This is a genomic window from Pseudomonas rustica (assembly GCF_049959085.1).
GTDB classification, from domain to species: domain Bacteria; phylum Pseudomonadota; class Gammaproteobacteria; order Pseudomonadales; family Pseudomonadaceae; genus Aquipseudomonas; species Aquipseudomonas rustica.
Genome location: NZ_CP188200.1, coordinates 5,698,612 through 5,716,440, shown reverse-complemented (window position 1 = coordinate 5,716,440; position 17,829 = coordinate 5,698,612). Strand labels below are relative to the sequence as shown.

Sequence of the window (17,829 nt, the reverse complement as noted above, 5' to 3'; positions counted from 1 at the left end):
TCAATGCCCCGACGACTCTTTGTGGTTGTCGAGGGTTTCCAGCAGCGCCACCTGCATCCGCGTGTGCACGCGGATGAACCAGCGCCAGAGCAGCGCCGCCACGGCGGCCGCCACCACGGCAATGAGCATCAGCAACTTGTTGGTCGGCAAAATACTGGCCGACAAGGCTGACAACAGCAGGAAAATCACCAGCAGCGAGAGAATCGGGATCACTTCGGCGATCACCCGGCGCACTCGCTGTGTGTGACGCCCGGCCATCTCGGGTTTCACGCCCATCTCCGCCAGCAGCATCGACAGCGCCTTGAGCTTGCGATAAGCAGCGATCAAGAACGGCAACGACACCAGCAACGCCCCACCCCAGATCAACGCTTTCTGCCAGCTAGGATCGGCGATCCAGTCCTGCAGCCAGGTCGAAAGACGTTCAGCGAAGAATGCGCCGGTAAAGAAGATCGCGATCACCAGCGCCAGATTGACCCCGACTTGCAGCAGGATCTTGCGAATAATCGACGCCAGCATCGCGCCCTCGCCTTGCGGTTGAATGCTGCGCAGCCATTCGCCATACATCCCCAGTACGCGCCCAAGACGCTTGGGCATCGCGCTCGACAGCTTGATCGACAGCGGATCCGCCGCGCGAATCAGGTACGGGGTCAGCAATGTGGTGATCACCGAAACGGCCACGGCCACTGGATAGAGGAAGTTGCTGGTGACCTGCAAGGTCATGCCCAGCGCGGCGATGATGAAGGAAAATTCGCCAATCTGTGAAAGACCCATGCCCACGCGCAGTGAGGTGCGTCCGTCATTGCCAGCGATAAAAGCACCGAGGCCGCAGGAAAGCATCTTGCCGAGCACCACGGCGACCGTAATGACCGCGATCGGCCACGCGTATTGCAGCAGGATCATCGGGTCGAGCATCAGGCCGATGGCGACGAAGAAGATTGCGCTGAACAGGTCGCGAACCGGCTCGATCAGCCGCTCGATCTTCAGCAATTGCCGCGATTCAGCCATGATCGCGCCGATCAGGAATGCGCCGAGCACCATGCTGTATTCAAGTTTGACCACCAGCAGGCAGAAGCCGAAACACAGGCCCAGCACGGTGATAAGCAGCATTTCGTTGCTTTCGAATTTGGCCACATAAGCCAGCAGGCGCGGCACCAACAGAATGCCGATGACCAGCGCGACGATCATGAACAGCGAGAGCTTGCCGACCGTGGAGAACACTTCGCCGGAGCTGACCGTGCCGCTGACGGCGATACTGGATAGCAGCGCAATGATACCGATGCCGAGGATGTCTTCAACGATCAGCACGCCGAAGATCAGCTGCGCAAAGCGCTCGTTCTTCATCTTCAGATCGTTGAGCGCCTTGACGATGATGGTGGTCGAGGAGATCGCCAGAATCGCGCCGAGGAACAGCGAGTCCATGGTGTTCCAGTCGAACCAGCGGCCGATTTCGTAGCCGATCCAGATCATCAGGACAATTTCGAGGAACGCCGCAATAAACGCCGTCGCGCCGACCTTGAACAACTTGCGCAGACTGAACTCCAGCCCGAGGCAGAACATCAGGAAAATCACCCCAAGCTCGGCGAGAGTCTTGATGGTTTCTTCGTCGTGGATCAGGCCGAACGGCGGCGTGTGCGGGCCGATGATGAAACCGGCGACGATATAGCCGAGCACCACCGGTTGCTTGAAGCGGTGGAACAACACGGTCACCACACCCGCGACCAACATGATCACTGCCAGATCCTGAATAAAACTGATGGCATGCATGGCGTGGGCTCCTTGATGGACGAGGCTCGCGGTCAGACGTCAGAAAAGTCTGAGCGAGCGAAGTAAAAATCCGCTTTTCGTGTGGGAATTGCCCTTGAGAGGGGCTTTTGCAGGTTAACACCGCGACTTGCGGCTGGAAGGCGGTGCAATATATGGAAACAGATCGATCCCGGCGTGACGGCGGCCCGTCGCCCGGCGTCCCGATAACGGTGCTTTTGAAAAGCGACCAGGCACCCGCAGAGGTGCTTCCAGAATTCAGCCTTGATCCGTGAGAACGTTATGGAACCCGGAAACGCCCAGCTGTCGATGACGGTACTGATGACCCCCGACATGGCCAACTTCTCTGGCAATGTCCACGGCGGCACCCTGCTCAAATACCTCGACGAAGTGGCCTACGCCTGCGCGAGCCGTTATGCCGGCCGTTACGTGGTGACGCTGTCGGTGGATCAGGTGATTTTCCGCGAGCCGATCCATGTCGGCGAACTGGTGACCTTCCTCGCCTCGGTCAACTACACCGGCAATACCTCGATGGAAGTCGGCATCAAAGTGGTGACCGAAAACATCCGCGAACGCTCGGTGCGCCACACCAACAGCTGCTTCTTCACCATGGTCGCGGTCGATGACCAGCGCAAGCCGGCCGCCGTGCCGCCGCTGCAACCGCAGAACAGCGAAGACAAGCGTCGGTATATGCAGGCGCAGCAGCGTCGGCAGATTCGCCAGGAGCTGGAGAAGCGTTATCAGGAGATCAAGGGCGACGCCTGAGATCAAAAGCAAAAGATCGCAGCCTTCGGCAGCTCCTACAGGGGAATGCAAAACCCTGTAGGAGCTGCCGCAGGCTGCGATCTTTTTGAACGATTACACGATTACAGACTGATCGCCGTCGCCTCAAACTTCACCCGCGGATGCGCAATCCGATCCTGCGCCCGCACCAGCTGCAGCTCGTAACTGGCGCACGCCTGGGTCTCCAGCAGCACTTCATGCACCGCCGCCGCCGTGAATTCGAACGCCGCCACCAGGCTATCACCCAACAGCACCCGCGCCAGAAACAGGCCGGACGTCAGATCGCCCACGCCCACCGGCTGACGCGGAAACGCCAGCAGCGGGCGACGCAGATGCCAGCTGCCTTCAGCCGTCACCAGCAACATCTCGAAGCCATCCGCCGGTTTGCCCGGATAATCCAGATGTTTGACCAGCACCGCTTTCGGCCCACGCGCCAGCAACGCCCGCGCCATGGCCAGGCAATCAAACAACGACTGCGGTTTACGCCCGGAAAAGCTGTCCAGCTCCAACTGGTTCGGGCACATGATGTCGGCCACGGCCGCCGCTTCTTCCAACAGGAAGTCACTGACCTCAGTCGGCACGCTGCAACCCTTCTCCGGATGGCCCATCACTGGATCACACAGATACAGAGCCTTCGGGTTGACCGACTTGATGCGCTCAACGCCGCTGAGAATCGCCCGGCCCTGCGCCGCGCTGCCGAGGTAACCGGACAGCACCGCATCGCAGTTGCCCAACTCGCCAATCGCGGCAATGCCTTCGACCAGCTCGGGAATCTGCTGCGGCGCCAGCACTTCACCAGTCCACTGGCCATACTGAGTGTGGTTGGAAAACTGCACCGTGTTCAGCGGCCAGACGTTGACGCCGACCCGCTGCATCGGAAAAACCGCAGCGCTGTTGCCGGCGTGGCCGAACACCACGTGGGACTGAATGGCGAGCAGATGAGGCGTACGTTTCATTCGGGGCATTCCGTAAAACGATTGAAATTCAAGCCGCGCAGTATGCGACGAAACGCAGCCTGTACGACAGACCGGCGACGCAGTTAAGCTGACGCTATCTTTTGGAGTTTGATGTTGATGCTGACCCTCGAAAACATCTTCGTGCTGATGCTGTTCGCCGTGGCCGGCGCGTGGCTGTGGCACAACCACGGTTTGCGCGAGCGCGCGCTGGCGCGGGTCAAACAGCATTGCATCAACGTCGGCGTCGAGCTGCTGGACGGTAACGTCGCGCTGAAAAAGATCGGTTTGATCAAGGACGCCAACGGTCGCCGACGGCTGGCGCGGGTCTACAACTTCGAATTCACCGTGACTGGCGAATCCCGGCATAACGGCACGATTACCCAGTTTGGTGCGCACAGTGCGCAGATTGAGCTGGCGCCCTACCCGGCACCGTTCGACGATACGCCGCCGGTGGTTGAGGTGCAGCGGCCGCGGGCGGAAGTTATCGAGCTGAGCCAGTGGCGGCAGGAACATACGAAGTGGAAACCCTAAAGATCGCAGCCTTCGGCAGCTCCTACATGGGACTTATGTACACCCTGTAGGAGCTGCCGAAGGCTGCGATCTTTTGATCTACCCCTCCCGACACCCCGATAACCCCCGCTGCAACGCCTCAACATCCAGCACCTCACCGAAGATCAGCTCGATCCGCGAATCCCTCCGCCACTCGCTGACCTGCCAATTCAACTCTGCATTATCCAAAGCATTCGCAGACACCCAGCCCTCCGCGCTGTGGATAACCAGTTTCGCCCGCTGCCAATTGAGGCTTATCAGCCAGTCAGCAATGCGCTGCTTGTCGAATGTCTGCTCCGGATGCCAACGCCAGCCAATGCTCCAGCCTCCCTCCTGCGCCTGACTCAGGCAAATCGGCAGCGTCGGATCGCTCCAGACGGCCGGCATCTGCCCTAACCCCTTGGGTACGACCAGGTTATCCACACCCTTGACCGCTTGCGCGCCCATACCCGGCAATTCGCTGAGCGATAGCTGCGCTTGTTGCGTCCAGATCAGCTTGATCGGCGGCAACTGACTGGCGATTCGCGCCCTTGCCGCGTCATCCAGGTTTTCAGCCTTGTTCAACAGCAACAGGCCCGCGCCTTCCAACGCTTCCCGCTGCGCCGCCGGCAATGCTTTTCCCGCCTCAAGCGCCTGAGCATCCAGCACCAACACACAAGGCTGCACCGCCAGCACACCCAGCCATGGCGCCTCATTTAACTGTTTGAGCAATTGCGCCGGATGCCCCAGTCCAGACGGTTCGATAAACAATCGATCGGGTTTGGCCTTACGCAGCAAACGCCCGAGGCCGATCTGAAACGGCGCGCCATTGACGCAACACAAGCAGCCCCCGGCCACTTCGCCCAGTGCGATACCATCGGCGTCGCTGGTCAGCAGCGCGGCGTCGAGGCCGATCTGGCCGAATTCATTGATCAGCACTGCCCAACGCTCGCCCTCTGGCCGCTGGGCCATGAGCTGGCGAATCAGGCTGGTCTTGCCGGCGCCCAAAGGGCCAGCAATGACATGGGTAGGAATGTTCTGCAACATGGCCGGGAGTTTTCTTGGGAGATTTGAAGATGCGTTGGATGGGATGGTCGTTGCTGTTGGCGCTGCTGTCGAGCGAAGCGTGGGCTCAGGCCTGCGTGGTGCACAGTCAGGGCGAGCGGCTCGACGTCAAAGTCTGTCAGCAGAACCGCAACATTCCGCAGAAACTGTTCAACGATGGCTTCTGCCAACCGACGCTGGCCGGGCAGAAAGTCGAGGTGCAGTACGTCGATCAGTGCCCGAGCGGTGCCTTCGGTGTGTGCAGCAACGCGCAAGTCGCCAATATGCCTTATCGCCAGGACATCCACTATTACGGCGTCGCCACCGATGCCGCATATTTAAAGCCGTATTGCGAAGACCAGAGCCAAGGGTCGTGGCTCAAGCCTTAACCGAGCCAGTCGAGGGTCAGTATCAAACGACGCTCGCCAGCGGCCGGTTGCGGTGAGCGATGGATGAGACCGAAGCCTTCATTGCCGTGCCATTTCTCGCCTTTCAATAGCGCGACGTCGCCGCTGTTGAGTTGCTGGATTTGCGCTTGGGATTCGGCGTTGGCCTGCCCCAGTTGCTGGCGATCCATCGTGCCTTCCTTCAGCCATTGGCTGCCGACGCCGGCGTAGGTGGTGATCAGTCGCACCGGCACGTGATCGACATGAAATCGCGGGCACATGGCTTTATCGAGCACCCGCAGGCGCAGGCCGATGCGCTTGGCGCCCAGCAAACAGGCGAAGGCGCTGACCAGCCATTTCAGGTCAGCAATAAAACCTTCATAGCCTTCCAGATCACGGAAGCCTGAGGCCAACCCGGTCAGGTCAGGCTCGGCGTCCTCGTTCGCCAGCTCCAGGCATAACGATTCCGCCAAGGGATCGTTGAGGGACAGCAGTAATTGAGCAAAGTCGCTGATGTGCAACGGCAATTGCCGCTGCCACACGGCGAGGTTGGTGTCGTCCTGGAGGATTTTCGTCAGCGTTTCAGGTGTCGATCCTTGATGCTGATGGCGCGTACGGTTTTGCATGAGTTTGAGGGCGAGCATCAGGCGGCCTCTTCATGCCAAGGGCCGAACGGATCCGCCAGCAATCGCCAGCCTTCTACGCCGAGGGCCATTTCTTCATCGGTGAGCAGGCAGTCGTCCAACTCGTCGGAGAGCTGTAGGAAATCGATGTTCTGACCGATGAAAACCAGTTCCTGGCGGCAATCTCCTACGCTCGGTATCCAGTTTTCCATGATCGCGGCGGTACTTTCCTGATCCTGTGGCCACTGGTTTTTCGGCACGAAACGCCACCAGCGCCCGGCAAAACCGTGGCGCATCAAGCCGCCGGCCTGCGACCAGCTACCGGCGTCGTTGGGTTTGCTCGCCAACCAGAAGAATCCTTTGGAGCGCAGCAGTTTGCCGTTCAGCCACGGACGATCAATGAAGTTGAAGAAGCGCTCAGGGTGAAAGGGTCTGCGCGCGCGATAGGCTGTGGAAGCGATGCCGTATTCATCGGTTTCCGGAACGTGCTCACCGCGTAATTCCCGCAGCCAGCCCGGTGCTTGCGCGGCTCGGTCGAAATCGAAGCGGCCAGTGTTGAGTATCTTCTCCAACGGCACTTCGCCCATCACCATCGGAATAATTTCGGCTTGGGCGTTGAGGCGTTTAAGGATGGCGATCAATTCCTCACGCTCGGGCTGGCTGATCAAGTCGATCTTGCTGATCAACAGCACGTCGGCGAACTCGATCTGTTCGATCAACAGGTCGGTGATCGAGCGTTCGTCTTCCTCGCCGAGAATTTCGCCACGGGAGGCGAGGCTTTCCGCCGCCTGGTAGTCCGGCAGGAAATTCACACCGTCGACTACAGTGACCATGGTGTCGAGACGCGCGATGTCGGAGAGGCTTTGCCCGTGTTCATCGCGGAAGGTGAAGGTTTCAGCGACCGGTAACGGCTCGGAGATGCCGGTGGATTCGATCAGCAAATAGTCGAAGCGCCCTTCCCGGGCGAGTTTGCTGACTTCTTCGAGCAAGTCTTCGCGTAACGTACAGCAGATACAGCCGTTGCTCATTTCGACTATTTTTTCTTCTGCGCGGTTTAAGCTGACATCACGCTGGACTTCGCTGCCATCGATGTTGATCTCGCTCATATCATTGACGATGACTGCGACGCGAAGACCTTTTCGATTACGTAGTACGTAATTCAAAAGTGTACTTTTTCCGGCGCCCAAAAATCCTGAAAGTACGGTGACGGGCAATTCGGCTGACATTGGATAATCCTCATAGGAAGGCAGCCGATTGACGCTTTTACTAGCGCTTGGCGTTTTGAAGCTTCATACGAGGGTTTCGTTGAAGCTAAACGCTTGAAATCGGCCTGCTCAGGCTCAGTTATTATTTATGTTATAGTATAACAACACAAATAAACCAGCCTTGCTCTTGTCCTGAGCGATAAACAGCAGGAAGGTGAGCCCATCCCACACCCGGAATTGGTAATGAAAACTGCGCTGAAATGCTCGTTGTTGAGCCTTGGATTGCTGATTGCTGGCAATGCGTCGGCGCAGTTGCCGACGCTGGCCAGCTGCACACGTAGCGCTAATCTGCTGGCGTGCATCGATGCCGAGGGCAATGCGTATAGCGTCAACACTGTCGGCAATACGCTTTACCTGCGTGGATTTGAAAAGATTGGGCAGCGTTATTGGGCGCAAACCAACAGTCGCTTTGGCCAACTGACATTCTTCACCGGTGTCGCCTCTGATGGCGAAGCGTGGGTTGGCTACACCCGCCGCGTAGGCTGGACGACCATTAATCGCTTCTCCAGTTCGGGCGGCAGCAGTGCGAAATTCACCTGCAACCGAATCGTCGGCTGCTAGACCGATGCTTTTTGCTGCTCCTGTCGCCAGGCGAGATAGCTATCGATCGATGGATTTTTCTCGAAATAGCGCTGCAATCCCTCAAACAAACCATCCGCCACGGCCTGTTGATGCCGCGCCGTGACCAGTCGCCGACTGTCGCGAACATTGGAAATGAAGCCGGTTTCCACCAGAATCGACGGCACATCGGGCGACTTCAACACGGCAAATCCAGCCTGTTCCACGCGCTTCTGATGCAGCGTAGTGATACCGGCCAGACTGCCCAGCACGGTGTTGCCCAGTTGCAGACTGGCGGCGATCGTCGCGTTCATCGACATGTCGAGAATCACCCCAGCGAGCATTGGATCTTTGTCTTTGAGATTGAGCAGACTGGTAGCGCCAAGTAGATCCGCTCCGTTCTCCCGCTGCGCCATAAAGCGCGCCGTCGCCGATGTCGCGCCACCTTCAGACAAGCAATACACAGAGGCGCCGGAGGCTGTCAGCCGTGGCGCCGCATCCGCATGCACCGAGATAAACATGTCGGCTTTATGCTGACGGGCAATCTCCACGCGCTTACGTAAAGGCACGAAGAAGTCGTCATTGCGCACAAGTTTTACATCGAATCCTTTTTCCTTTTTCAGGCGTTTGCCGAGTAGCTGAGCAATGGAAAGCACCACATCTTTCTCCCGCTCACCTTTCGCGCCGACCGCACCGGGATCCTTTCCGCCATGCCCTGGATCGACGACTACGATGATGTCGCGCTTGGGGTGAGCGCCGATCTTGGGTGTTTCACGTGGAACCATTTTGGTCACTGGCGACGTTTTCGCAGTGACTAAATCCAGAACCAACCGATGATTTTGGCCATCCTGCGGCGCCAAAAGGAAGCTGTTCAGCAGCACTGGATTACTCAGATCGAGAACAATCCGCGTATCTCCCTGACCAAAAGGCCCGGATCGAATCGACCGAATTACCGTGCCATTCAACGCCAACTCGCTGAAATCCCCGCTCAGATTTGCGCCGGATACATCGATGATCAGCCGTTCAGGAGCACTGAGCGTGAAGGTCTTGTAGCGCACAGGCCCGCTCAAATCGAAGACCAATCGCAACTTCTCATCAGAACGCCAAAGCCGCGCGTTGCGAATTTGCGCGGCCGAAACACTGAACGGAAGGGCGAAGGCAGCGCTCGCCAGAATCAAATTGAGCAGATGGCGTCTGTGCATATGAAAACCTGTTCATGAAAAAGGCATCGTGGATTGCATTGTTATAATGTAACATCCAATTCATTCAACACGATGGTTCCGAACATGAATTCGCTGACACTTCCGGATATCGCTGCGCAGTCCGCTCGCCAAGCCTTGCCCCTCGAATGGGTGGGCATGCACGGCATCGCATTACCTGTTTTATTGGAAGGCCAACGCTTGAGTGCGAAAGCTGATGCGGGAGTGAGTCTGGATGACGGCGAGGCTCGCGGGATTCACATGTCACGCCTCTATCTGGCGCTGGAAAAACTGGAACAAGAGAGCCTTTCCCCCGCTCTGCTGCACCAAGTGCTCAAGCGTTTTCTGGATAGTCACGAAGGTTTATCCAGCTGCGCCTACCTGAATATCCACACCGATTTACTGCTGAAACGTCCTGCGTTGATCAGTCCATTGGCCGGTTGGAAATCCTATCCCGCGACCATTTCAGCCAGTCTGAAAAACAAGATGTTCCACGTGGAACTCAAAATTGAAGTGCCCTACTCCTCAACCTGCCCTTGTTCAGCGGCCCTGGCTCGGCAGTTAATCCAGCAACAATTCGTCGACGACTTCGCCAATAAAGCTCTTCAGCACGCTGACATTCTGGCTTGGCTCGGATCGACCCAAGGCATCATCGCCACACCTCACAGCCAACGCAGCACCGCACAACTGCATGTGCACCTCGACGAATTCATCGACGAGTTACCGCTGAGCGCGATCATCAACGATGCCGAAGCCGCCCTAGGCACCGCCGTACAAACCGCCGTAAAACGCGCAGACGAACAAGCCTTCGCCCTCGCCAACGGGCAAAACCTGATGTTCTGCGAAGACGCCGCCCGCCGACTGAATCTCGCCCTTCGCCGTACACCCGGGGTTAACCAATTCCATCTGCGAGTGATCCACGCAGAAAGCCTTCACGCCCACGACGCCGTCGCCGAAAGCCACTGGCAGCGTGAGCAAGCATGATCCGCTGCCAATCCCTGATCTGGGGCGCACCCGGTCAACCGCTGACCACACCCCTGAATCTAGAGCTGGAAAGCGCCACTCTCACAGCTATCATCGGTGCCAACGGCTGTGGCAAAAGCAGCCTTCTGAAAGTCATCGCAGGGCTGCAAAAACCCTTGGCAGGCAAAGTCAGCCTGAGTGTTCCACGTCAAAGCGGCTTGTCGTTCCTGCCCCAACAACAGCACCTTGACCGCCAATTCCCCATCAGCCTCGAGGAACTGATCGCCGCTGGTTTCTGGGGACGCCGACTCTCAACCCAACTGCGCGCACAACGCCTGAAAGACGCACTGGAAAACTGGCACCTCAGCGGACTCGAACAGCGTCCGCTCATGGCCCTCTCCGGCGGCGAATTACAACGCGCACTGCTCGCTCGTTTGAGCCTGACCGATGCCCCGGTTCTGCTCCTCGACGAACCCCACGCTGCCCTCGATGAACTCGGCCAACAATTGCTCTGGCAACACATCCATGCCTGGCATAACCAAGGTCGAACTATCGTCGTGGTCTGCCATGACCTCGCCGCCGTACGCCAACACATTCCGCACACCTTGCTGATCAAAAACCGTGAATGCGTATTCGGCGCCAGCGTCGAACTGATCCAGCAAACCCCTCAGACGCAGGTGGCCTGATGCTCGCCGTCGCCCACTTATGGCAACCGTTCAACGAGTTCGTGTTCATGCGCCGCGCCCTGCTCGGCGGCCTGGTCTTGGCGTGCAGTACGGCACCACTCGGTGTGTTTTTGATCCTGCGACGGATGAGCCTGATCGGTGACGCCGTCGCCCACGGCATCCTTCCCGGCGCCGCGCTGGGATTCTGGTTCGCCGGCCTGAGCCTTCCCGCACTCACACTCGGCGGCCTCGGCGCCGGTCTGAGCATGGCCGGACTCGCCGCATGGATCACCCGCCGCACCGGTCTGCGCGAAGACGCCAGCCTCGCCGCGATTTACCCGATCTCCCTCGCCAGCGGTGTGCTGATTCTCGGCATCGCCGGCAAACGCCTCGACCTGCTTCATCTGCTGTTCGGCTCAGCATTGGCCGTCGACGGCCCGACCCTTACCGGCATGTTGTGGGTCTCGGGATTCAGCCTGATCGCCATGGCGCTGATCTACAAACCGCTGCTGCTCGACACCCTCGACCCACTGTTCCTGAGAACCGTCAGCCGCCTCGGCCCTCTCGCCCACGGCGTGTTCCTGACGCTGGTAGTACTCAATCTGGTGATCGGTTTCCAGGCCATCGGCGCGCTGATGGTCGTCGGACTAATGATGCTCCCCGCCGCTGCCTCGCGATTCTGGAGCCGCCGCTTACCGATCCTGATCGCCATCGCCGCCGTCATCGGTTGCCTCTCGGTGTGGTTCGGTTTGCTCCTGTCGTTCTACTACTCGCTGCCAAGCGGCCCGGCCATCGTGCTGGTCGCCGGCGTCGGTTATCTGCTGTCGGTGGTGTTCGGGCCGGTTCACGGTCTGCTGCGCCGCCCGCCCTTGCTCACATCCCAATGAGGTGTTTCCCGATGCGCGCTCTACTCGTGTTGTTCAGCCTGCTGCTGTCGATGTCATTGTCGGCGGCAGAAAAATTACCGGTGGTGACCAGCTTCAGCATTCTCGGCGACATGGTGCATCAGGTCGGCGGCGAGCATATCCAGATCACCAACATGGTCGGCCCGGACGCCGACGCACACACTTACGAGCCGACACCGGACGACGCCAAAGCGTTGCTCGGCGCCAAACTGATCATCAAGAACGGCCTCGGTTTCGAGCCGTGGCTGGATCGACTGGTGACCAGCACCGAGACCAAAGCTAGGGTCATCAGTGCCAGCCATGGCGTGATTCCACGCTCGCTGGATGAGGACGGCGAAACCGTTCCCGACCCGCACGCCTGGCACAATCTGGCGAACACCGAGTTGTACATTGCCAACATCACCAAGGCGCTGATCGCTGCCGACCCGGCGAACAAGGCCGACTACCAACGCAACAGCCAAGCCTATCTGAAGCAGATCTACGCCCTGCTCGCCGAAGCAAAAACCAAGCTTGGTTCGCTGCCGCCGGGCAATCGCAAGATCGTCACCAGCCACGATGCCTTCGGTTATCTCGGTCAGGCCTATGGCATCGACTTTATGGCGCCACAGGGTTTGTCCACCGAGCGTGAACCCTCGGCCGCTGAAGTCGCTGCGCTGATCACCCAGATTCGTCAGGCCAGGGTCAAAGCGGTGTTCATGGAAAACATCAAGGACGCTCGCTTGCTCAAGCAGATCGCTGATGAAAGCGGCGCGCACATCGGCGGTACGTTGTACTCCGACGCCCTCGCCGCCAGCGGCCCGGCCAGCACCTTCACCGGTCTGTTCGAATACAACCTCAACACCCTTTACGACGCGCTGAGCAAACCATGATCCGCAAGAATCCTTCAGGCGATTTGCCGCAAATCGCCGAGTCGGCTTACGTCGATAAAACCGCGATCATCTGCGGCAAAGTGGTGATTGGCGAGAACGTCTTCGTCGGCCCCTACGCGGTGATCCGCGCCGACGAAGTGGACGCCTCAGGCGAGATGGAGCCGATCACCATCGGCGCCAATTCGAACATTCAGGACGGCGTGGTGATCCACTCAAAATCCGGTGCGGCGGTGACCATCGGCGAGTTCAGTTCCATCGCCCACCGCTCGATCGTGCATGGCCCATGCGTGGTCGGCAACCGCGTGTTCATCGGTTTCAACAGCGTGCTGTTCAACTGCATCGTCGGCAACGGTTGCGTGGTACGGCACAACTCGGTGGTCGATGGTCGCGATTTGCCGGACGCGTTCTACGTGCCTTCCACCACCCGCATCGGCCCGAACACCGACCTCTCCTTATTCCCACCGGTGAGCGTCAGCGCTTCGGAGTTTTCCGAAGACGTGGCGCGCACCAATGTCGATCTGGTGCGCGGCTACAAAGCCTTGCAGAACGAGTTCTGAAACCATGAGCAGCGTGCTGATTCGCAACGCCAGGCTGGTCAACGAAGGGCGCGAGTTTGACGGCGATCTGTTGGTCAGCAACGGGCGCATCGTCAAAATTGCGCGAAGCATTGAAGGTGAAAACGCCTCAGTGGAAATCGACGCCAATGGCCAATGGTTACTGCCGGGGATGATCGATGATCAGGTGCATTTCCGTGAACCGGGTGCGCCGGCCAAGGGCAGCATTCACACCGAGTCGCGCGCGGCGGTCGCCGGTGGCATCACCAGCTTCATGGACATGCCCAACACCAACCCGGCCACCCTCACCCTCGAAGCACTGGCGGATAAAAAGCGTTGGGCGGCGATCAACTCGGTGGCCAATTACGGATTTCACTTTGGCGTGAGTCGGGACAATCTCGATACGGTGGCTGCGCTCAATCCGTGTGAAGTGGCCGGGGTGAAAGTGTTCATGGGCGCGTCGACTGGCAACATGCTGGTGGATGATCCGCAGATCCTTGAGCGACTGTTCGCCGAAGTGCCGACCATCCTGCTGGCGCATTGCGAACACACACCAAGCATCGACGCTAACGCGGCCAATCTGCGCGAGCTGTTCGGCGATCGTATTCCGCCTGCCGCTCACCCGCTCATTCGTAATGCCGAGGCGTGTCATCGATCCTCATCACTGGCGGTGGAGCTGGCGAAACGTCACGGCACACGCCTGCACGTTTTGCACCTGACCACCGCGCGAGAGTTGGCGTTGTTTGAGGACAAACCGTTGGCGCAGAAACGCATCACCGCGGAAGTGTGTCTGCATCATTTGTTGTTCGATGATCGCGACTATCCAAGCCTCGGCAACCTGATCAAGTGCAACCCGGCGATCAAGAATCAGAACGATCGTGATGCTTTGCGGGAGGCTTTGAACAGCAATCGATTGGACGTTATTGGCAGCGATCATGCACCGCATACCTGGGAAGAAAAGCAGCGGCCTTACGCACAGGCGCCGTCGGGATTGCCACTGGTGCAGCATGCGTTGCCAGCGCTGATGGAGTTGGTGGCAGATGGGGTTTTGCCGGTCACGACGATAGTGGCGAAGACCAGCCATCGCGTCGCGGATCTGTTTGCGATTCCGGATCGTGGCTATTTGCGTGAAGGGTATTGGGCGGATCTGGTGTTGGTTGAAGCGCAGAGGCTGGAGGTCGATCGGCAGCCGATTCTGTCGCAGTGCGGATGGACGCCGTTTGCCGGGCGCAGCTTTCGGCATCGGGTGAATGCGACGATTGTGTCGGGGCAGATTGCGTGGAGGGAGGGACGGGTGAATGAGGGATGTCGCGGGCTAGCGCTACGATTCATGCGCTGATTCAAAAACCCTGTAGGAGCTGACGAGTGCAACGAGGCTGCGATCTTTTGATCTTGTTTTTGGCAATCAAGATCAAAAGATCGCAGCGTGCCGCAGCTCCTACAGGGATCGCACTAAGCGCGGGGTTTCACAGCGCCGCAATCCTGGCCCAGCCAGACCGCACGGGTTTCCAGACTGCCCTTCTGGTTGATCCCGATCGCATTGAACGTGCCGTTCGCCACCGTGGTGAATTCACGATCACTGAGGAACGTCGCCACGCCGGTGCCCTGTGCTTTCGGGCAGCTGAAGCGGAATTTCCACTGGTTGCCGGTGCGATCGGTGATCTGCTGTTTGCAGCCCGATTGCGGGTCGGCCAACGGAATATCGTTGGTCGCCACCTGCTCTGGCGTCAGGCAGGCGCGGATGCCTTTGCCGCCGATATTGATGCCGTTTTTCTCCAGCGCCGCGCGCTGTTGCGGGGTCATCTGCCCTTGCAGTTGACCGAGGATCGATTGCACATCCATAGGCTGGTCATCGACCTTGACGTTGCTCGATGTCATTTCCCACAGACCCGGCTGCAGCATCTGCGCCTGAGCAACCACCGGCAAAGCCAAACCCAGACCCAGCGCCAAACCCAGCAGACGAACGTTCATCGAAAAACTCCTGATCAGTAGTGGCCGTTAGACGTCGGCCGATTGCTTCGGTTCATGCACCAATTAAATAGCGACAATCGCGACAGAACATGGTCTGTTAAGCATTGAATCTTCCGGAGCAAGGCTGCCCCATGGATTATTTTGGACCGCACATTTTCGGTTACCTGATCGCCCTGATACACACCCTCGGCTTGATCGCCGCCCTTCACGCGGTGCTCACCGTGCGCACGGCTCAAGGCTCGATCGCCTGGGCATTGTCGCTGATCTTTATTCCCTACCTCACGCTAATTCCGTACCTGGTGTTCGGCCGCAGCACGTTTGATGGTTACATCAAGGCACGGCGCCAGGCCAACGAACAAATGCGTCAGGCCATTTCCGAGCTGAACTGGCGCCCTTGGGTGGAAGAAGCCCTGACTGCGCGCGCCTCGAATGCCTACGCGTCACTGCGGGCGATGCCCAAGCTTGGGCGCATGCCGTGTCTGGCGAACAACGAAGTGCAGCTGCTGATCAACGGCATCGCGACGTTCGAGTCGATTTTCCACGCCATCGAGCAGGCGAAGGAAGCGGTGCTGATCCAGTTTTTCATCATCCACGATGACCGCCTCGGCCAACGCCTGCGTGATCTGCTGCTCAAGAAAGCTGCCGATGGCGTGACCATTCACCTGCTCTACGACCGCATCGGCAGCCACGCCCTGCCCCACAGTTATGTGCAGGCGCTGCGTGATGGCGGTGTCGAGGTCAAAGCCTTCGCCACGCGCAGCGGCTGGCTCAACCGCTTTCAGGTCAACTTCCGTAACCACCGCAAGATCGTCGTGGTCGATGGCGTGGTTGGTTTCGTCGGTGGGCACAACGTCGGCGATGAATACATGGGCGAAAAACCACCGCTGGCACCGTGGCGCGATACCCACGTCAAAGTCCGCGGCCCGGTGGTGGCGTGCATGCAGGAATCGTTTGCCGAAGACTGGTTCTGGGCCGCACGCACCCTGCCGCCGCTGATCCTGCCGGATGAATACCCCGAAGACGGCGTGCTCTGCCAATTGCTCGCCAGCGGCCCGGCCGATGCGTACGAAACCTGCTCGCTGTTCTTCGTCGAAGCGATCCACGCGGCGACAGAACGGGTGTGGATCACCAGCCCGTATTTCATCCCCGATGAAGCGGTTTTCGCCGCGTTAAGACTGGCGGTGTTGCGCGGTGTCGATGTGCGTTTGCTGCTGCCTTCGCGCCCCGACCACCGCATCGTCTACGCCGCGTCCAGCCTTTATGCATTCGAAGCGGTGCGCGCCGGCGTGCGGGTGTTCCGTTACCGTCCCGGGTTTCTGCATCAGAAAGTGGTGTTGATCGACAGCGAAATCAGCGCGATCGGCAGCGCCAATCTGGACAACCGTTCGTTCCGGCTGAATTTCGAAGTGATGTTGCTGACGGTCGACAGTGCGTTCGCCGCCGACGTGGAACAGATGCTCAACGACGACTTCGCGCAGTCTGATGAAGTCGCCAAAGAAGAAAGCCGGGAGATCCACCGCCTGCAACAACTCGGCATGCGGATCGCCCGGCTTATTTCACCGATTCTCTAAAGCCCCCTCTCCCTAAGGAGAGGAAAAGGTTTAGGGGTTATAGATGTCGTCGCGTGTCCATGGCAGTTCGTGGCTGCCATCCGGATGTGCTTTCACCGCGAGAATCTGGTGCAGATTGATCCAGCCGCGCGCGAAGGCGTAAGCACAACCGGCCAGGTACAAACGCCAGATGCGCAGCGCCTGATCCGGCACCAGTTTGCCCGCGGCTTCAAGGTTGTCCTCGAGCCGTTCGCTCCAGTGATCCAGTGTGCGCGCGTAGTGCAGGCGCAGGCTTTCGACGTCGACAATCTCCAGCCCCGCTTCGCTGATCTCCGCCGAGATCATCGACAGGTGCGGCAGCTCGCCGTTGGGGAATACGTATTTCTCGATAAAGTCGCCGGCGCCGCGTCCCACCGGACGGCCATCCGTATGCTTGGCGGTGATGCCGTGGTTCATCACCAGACCGCCCTCCTTCACCGCGCCGAACAGGGTTTTGCAGTACTCGGCGAGATTGGCGTGGCCGACATGCTCGAACATGCCGACGCTGACCACCTTATCGAAACGGCCATCCTGCGGCAGGTCGCGATAGTCGAGGAGTTGCAGTTCGACCTGGTCTTCGAGGCCCTCGGCTTTTACTCGCTCGCGCGCCAGTTCCAGTTGTTCCTTGCTCAAGGTGATGCCGAAGACTTTCGCGCCGAATTCGCGTGCGGCAAAACGTGCCAGCCCACCCCAACCGCAACCGACATCCAACAGGTATTCGCCCGGCTGCAAACGCAGCTTGCGGCATAAATGACGGAATTTGGCTTGCTGCGCCTGCTCCAGGGTTTCGCTGCCCGTTTCGAAATACGCGCATGAATACGCCATGTCGCTGTCCAGCCAGAGCTGGTAGAACGCGTTGGACAGGTCGTAGTGGTAGGAAATGGCTTTGGCGTCGGTTTCCTTGTCGTGCAAGGCCCGCACCGGCTGATTGTCGTCATCGTCACCGAGCAACGCGTTACTCAATTCGTCGCAGACCCGGATGACCTCGCTGATCGAGCCCTCCAGTTCGAGCTTGCCTTCAACGAATGCCGCTCCGAGCGCATCGAGGCTGGGATGGGTGAACTGGGTGACCATCTGCGGGTCCTTGACCACGATGGTGACGCTGGGCGCCGGCCCCAGATTGAACTCATGGCCATCCCAGAGTCGCAAGCGAAGCGGTAGCTGCAGATTCTGTAAGGCCGGTGGAAGTTGCGCGAGCATGGAAAATCCC

General features: G+C 59.0%; 19 protein-coding genes. 11 read left to right on the top strand and 8 right to left on the bottom strand.

Going from position 1 to position 17,829, the window contains the following annotated elements; translation table 11 throughout:
• The gene (locus ACP3TY_RS25930; RefSeq protein WP_053125192.1) at positions 1-1,764 is read right to left on the bottom strand and encodes a cation:proton antiporter; all 1,764 of its coding nucleotides are present in this window, start codon (positions 1,762-1,764) and stop codon (positions 1-3) included.
• Positions 1,765-2,043: 279 nt separating this feature from the next.
• Between ACP3TY_RS25930 and ACP3TY_RS25925 the strand changes: the two genes are divergently transcribed.
• Positions 2,044-2,526 carry an acyl-CoA thioesterase gene (locus ACP3TY_RS25925; protein ID WP_003229693.1) on the top strand — a complete coding sequence of 161 codons (483 nt, stop codon included), beginning with the start codon at positions 2,044-2,046 and terminating at the stop codon, positions 2,524-2,526.
• A gap of 101 nt (positions 2,527-2,627) precedes the next feature.
• Here the strand turns inward: ACP3TY_RS25925 and pdxY are convergent, their stop codons facing one another.
• Positions 2,628-3,500 (bottom strand): pyridoxal kinase PdxY, encoded by an 873-nt coding sequence (gene pdxY, locus ACP3TY_RS25920; protein ID WP_053125194.1) that lies wholly within the window; start codon positions 3,498-3,500, stop codon positions 2,628-2,630.
• 117 nt (positions 3,501-3,617) lie between these two features.
• On the opposite strand from pdxY, the gene ACP3TY_RS25915 reads away from it, so the two are divergent.
• Positions 3,618-4,031, top strand: coding sequence for a DUF3301 domain-containing protein (locus ACP3TY_RS25915; protein ID WP_159813311.1), 414 nt, complete (start codon positions 3,618-3,620; stop codon positions 4,029-4,031).
• A 78-nt stretch (positions 4,032-4,109) separates the two neighbouring features.
• Here ACP3TY_RS25915 and ACP3TY_RS25910 read toward each other — a convergent pair whose 3' ends face one another.
• A complete protein-coding gene (locus ACP3TY_RS25910) occupies positions 4,110-5,075 on the bottom strand; it encodes a CobW family GTP-binding protein (protein ID WP_426618794.1) in 966 nt (321 codons plus the stop codon).
• A 29-nt stretch (positions 5,076-5,104) separates the two neighbouring features.
• On the opposite strand from ACP3TY_RS25910, the gene ACP3TY_RS25905 reads away from it, so the two are divergent.
• The gene (locus ACP3TY_RS25905) at positions 5,105-5,461 is read left to right on the top strand and encodes an NADH:ubiquinone oxidoreductase (protein WP_212545393.1); all 357 of its coding nucleotides are present in this window, start codon (positions 5,105-5,107) and stop codon (positions 5,459-5,461) included.
• Here the strand turns inward: ACP3TY_RS25905 and ACP3TY_RS25900 are convergent.
• Complete coding sequence (locus tag ACP3TY_RS25900; RefSeq protein ID WP_426618793.1) at positions 5,458-6,102, bottom strand: DUF1826 domain-containing protein; 645 nt, start codon at positions 6,100-6,102, stop codon at positions 5,458-5,460. The genes ACP3TY_RS25905 and ACP3TY_RS25900 overlap by 4 nt on opposite strands.
• A complete protein-coding gene (gene zigA / locus ACP3TY_RS25895; RefSeq protein WP_426618792.1) occupies positions 6,102-7,307 on the bottom strand; it encodes a zinc metallochaperone GTPase ZigA in 1,206 nt (401 codons plus the stop codon). The genes ACP3TY_RS25900 and zigA overlap by 1 nt, the downstream gene beginning before the upstream one ends.
• Positions 7,308-7,529: 222 nt before the next feature.
• Between zigA and ACP3TY_RS25890 the strand changes: the two genes are divergently transcribed.
• On the top strand, positions 7,530-7,907 hold the full coding sequence (locus tag ACP3TY_RS25890) for a glutamine synthetase (RefSeq protein WP_426618791.1): 378 nt from the start codon (positions 7,530-7,532) through the stop codon (positions 7,905-7,907).
• On the opposite strand, the gene ACP3TY_RS25885 is transcribed toward ACP3TY_RS25890, so the two are convergent.
• The gene (locus tag ACP3TY_RS25885; RefSeq protein ID WP_426618790.1) at positions 7,904-9,106 is read right to left on the bottom strand and encodes an N-acetylmuramoyl-L-alanine amidase; all 1,203 of its coding nucleotides are present in this window, start codon (positions 9,104-9,106) and stop codon (positions 7,904-7,906) included. The genes ACP3TY_RS25890 and ACP3TY_RS25885 overlap by 4 nt on opposite strands.
• 84 nt (positions 9,107-9,190) lie before the next feature.
• Between ACP3TY_RS25885 and folE2 the strand changes: the two genes are divergently transcribed.
• The 6 genes from folE2 to ACP3TY_RS25855 are packed head-to-tail and all read left to right on the top strand — an operon-like array spanning position 9,191 to position 14,398.
• Positions 9,191-10,087 (top strand): GTP cyclohydrolase FolE2, encoded by an 897-nt coding sequence (folE2, locus tag ACP3TY_RS25880; RefSeq protein WP_053125211.1) that lies wholly within the window; start codon positions 9,191-9,193, stop codon positions 10,085-10,087.
• Positions 10,084-10,752 (top strand): metal ABC transporter ATP-binding protein, encoded by a 669-nt coding sequence (locus ACP3TY_RS25875; RefSeq protein ID WP_426618789.1) that lies wholly within the window; start codon positions 10,084-10,086, stop codon positions 10,750-10,752. Before folE2 ends, ACP3TY_RS25875 begins: the two co-directional genes overlap by 4 nt.
• Positions 10,752-11,618, top strand: coding sequence for a metal ABC transporter permease (locus ACP3TY_RS25870; RefSeq protein ID WP_159813217.1), 867 nt, complete (start codon positions 10,752-10,754; stop codon positions 11,616-11,618). The genes ACP3TY_RS25875 and ACP3TY_RS25870 overlap by 1 nt, the downstream gene beginning before the upstream one ends.
• 11 nt (positions 11,619-11,629) lie before the next feature.
• Positions 11,630-12,505: a metal ABC transporter substrate-binding protein gene (locus ACP3TY_RS25865; RefSeq protein ID WP_426618788.1), complete on the top strand. Its 876-nt coding sequence runs from the start codon at positions 11,630-11,632 to the stop codon at positions 12,503-12,505.
• Positions 12,502-13,062: a carbonate dehydratase gene (locus tag ACP3TY_RS25860; protein ID WP_426618787.1), complete on the top strand. Its 561-nt coding sequence runs from the start codon at positions 12,502-12,504 to the stop codon at positions 13,060-13,062. The genes ACP3TY_RS25865 and ACP3TY_RS25860 overlap by 4 nt, the downstream gene beginning before the upstream one ends.
• 4 nt (positions 13,063-13,066) lie before the next feature.
• The gene (locus tag ACP3TY_RS25855; RefSeq protein WP_426618786.1) at positions 13,067-14,398 is read left to right on the top strand and encodes a dihydroorotase; all 1,332 of its coding nucleotides are present in this window, start codon (positions 13,067-13,069) and stop codon (positions 14,396-14,398) included.
• A gap of 113 nt (positions 14,399-14,511) precedes the next feature.
• Here the strand turns inward: ACP3TY_RS25855 and ACP3TY_RS25850 are convergent, their stop codons facing one another.
• Positions 14,512-15,030: a DUF3617 domain-containing protein gene (locus ACP3TY_RS25850; RefSeq protein WP_034152149.1), complete on the bottom strand. Its 519-nt coding sequence runs from the start codon at positions 15,028-15,030 to the stop codon at positions 14,512-14,514.
• A 131-nt stretch (positions 15,031-15,161) separates the two neighbouring features.
• On the opposite strand from ACP3TY_RS25850, the gene cls reads away from it, so the two are divergent.
• Positions 15,162-16,601, top strand: a complete 1,440-nt coding sequence (gene cls, locus ACP3TY_RS25845) for a cardiolipin synthase (RefSeq protein WP_426618785.1) — start codon at positions 15,162-15,164, stop codon at positions 16,599-16,601.
• 30 nt (positions 16,602-16,631) lie between these two features.
• On the opposite strand, the gene cfaB is transcribed toward cls, so the two are convergent.
• Positions 16,632-17,819 (bottom strand): C17 cyclopropane fatty acid synthase CfaB, encoded by a 1,188-nt coding sequence (cfaB, locus tag ACP3TY_RS25840; protein WP_159813225.1) that lies wholly within the window; start codon positions 17,817-17,819, stop codon positions 16,632-16,634.
• Between the last annotated feature and the right edge of the window lie 10 nt (positions 17,820-17,829).

Bases quoted from the DNA above. Each gene is read 5' to 3' on its own strand.
- ACP3TY_RS25930 (WP_053125192.1), bottom strand. From the start codon at position 1,764: ATGCATGCCATCAGTTTTATTCAGGATCTGGCAGTGATCATGTTGGTC.
- ACP3TY_RS25925 (WP_003229693.1), top strand. From the start codon at position 2,044: ATGGAACCCGGAAACGCCCAGCTGTCGATGACGGTACTGATGACCCCC.
- pdxY (WP_053125194.1), bottom strand. From the start codon at position 3,500: ATGAAACGTACGCCTCATCTGCTCGCCATTCAGTCCCACGTGGTGTTC.
- ACP3TY_RS25915 (WP_159813311.1), top strand. From the start codon at position 3,618: ATGCTGACCCTCGAAAACATCTTCGTGCTGATGCTGTTCGCCGTGGCC.
- ACP3TY_RS25910 (WP_426618794.1), bottom strand. From the start codon at position 5,075: ATGTTGCAGAACATTCCTACCCATGTCATTGCTGGCCCTTTGGGCGCC.
- ACP3TY_RS25905 (WP_212545393.1), top strand. From the start codon at position 5,105: ATGCGTTGGATGGGATGGTCGTTGCTGTTGGCGCTGCTGTCGAGCGAA.
- ACP3TY_RS25900 (WP_426618793.1), bottom strand. From the start codon at position 6,102: ATGCTCGCCCTCAAACTCATGCAAAACCGTACGCGCCATCAGCATCAA.
- zigA (WP_426618792.1), bottom strand. From the start codon at position 7,307: ATGTCAGCCGAATTGCCCGTCACCGTACTTTCAGGATTTTTGGGCGCC.
- ACP3TY_RS25890 (WP_426618791.1), top strand. From the start codon at position 7,530: ATGAAAACTGCGCTGAAATGCTCGTTGTTGAGCCTTGGATTGCTGATT.
- ACP3TY_RS25885 (WP_426618790.1), bottom strand. From the start codon at position 9,106: ATGCACAGACGCCATCTGCTCAATTTGATTCTGGCGAGCGCTGCCTTC.
- folE2 (WP_053125211.1), top strand. From the start codon at position 9,191: ATGAATTCGCTGACACTTCCGGATATCGCTGCGCAGTCCGCTCGCCAA.
- ACP3TY_RS25875 (WP_426618789.1), top strand. From the start codon at position 10,084: ATGATCCGCTGCCAATCCCTGATCTGGGGCGCACCCGGTCAACCGCTG.
- ACP3TY_RS25870 (WP_159813217.1), top strand. From the start codon at position 10,752: ATGCTCGCCGTCGCCCACTTATGGCAACCGTTCAACGAGTTCGTGTTC.
- ACP3TY_RS25865 (WP_426618788.1), top strand. From the start codon at position 11,630: ATGCGCGCTCTACTCGTGTTGTTCAGCCTGCTGCTGTCGATGTCATTG.
- ACP3TY_RS25860 (WP_426618787.1), top strand. From the start codon at position 12,502: ATGATCCGCAAGAATCCTTCAGGCGATTTGCCGCAAATCGCCGAGTCG.
- ACP3TY_RS25855 (WP_426618786.1), top strand. From the start codon at position 13,067: ATGAGCAGCGTGCTGATTCGCAACGCCAGGCTGGTCAACGAAGGGCGC.
- ACP3TY_RS25850 (WP_034152149.1), bottom strand. From the start codon at position 15,030: ATGAACGTTCGTCTGCTGGGTTTGGCGCTGGGTCTGGGTTTGGCTTTG.
- cls (WP_426618785.1), top strand. From the start codon at position 15,162: ATGGATTATTTTGGACCGCACATTTTCGGTTACCTGATCGCCCTGATA.
- cfaB (WP_159813225.1), bottom strand. From the start codon at position 17,819: ATGCTCGCGCAACTTCCACCGGCCTTACAGAATCTGCAGCTACCGCTT.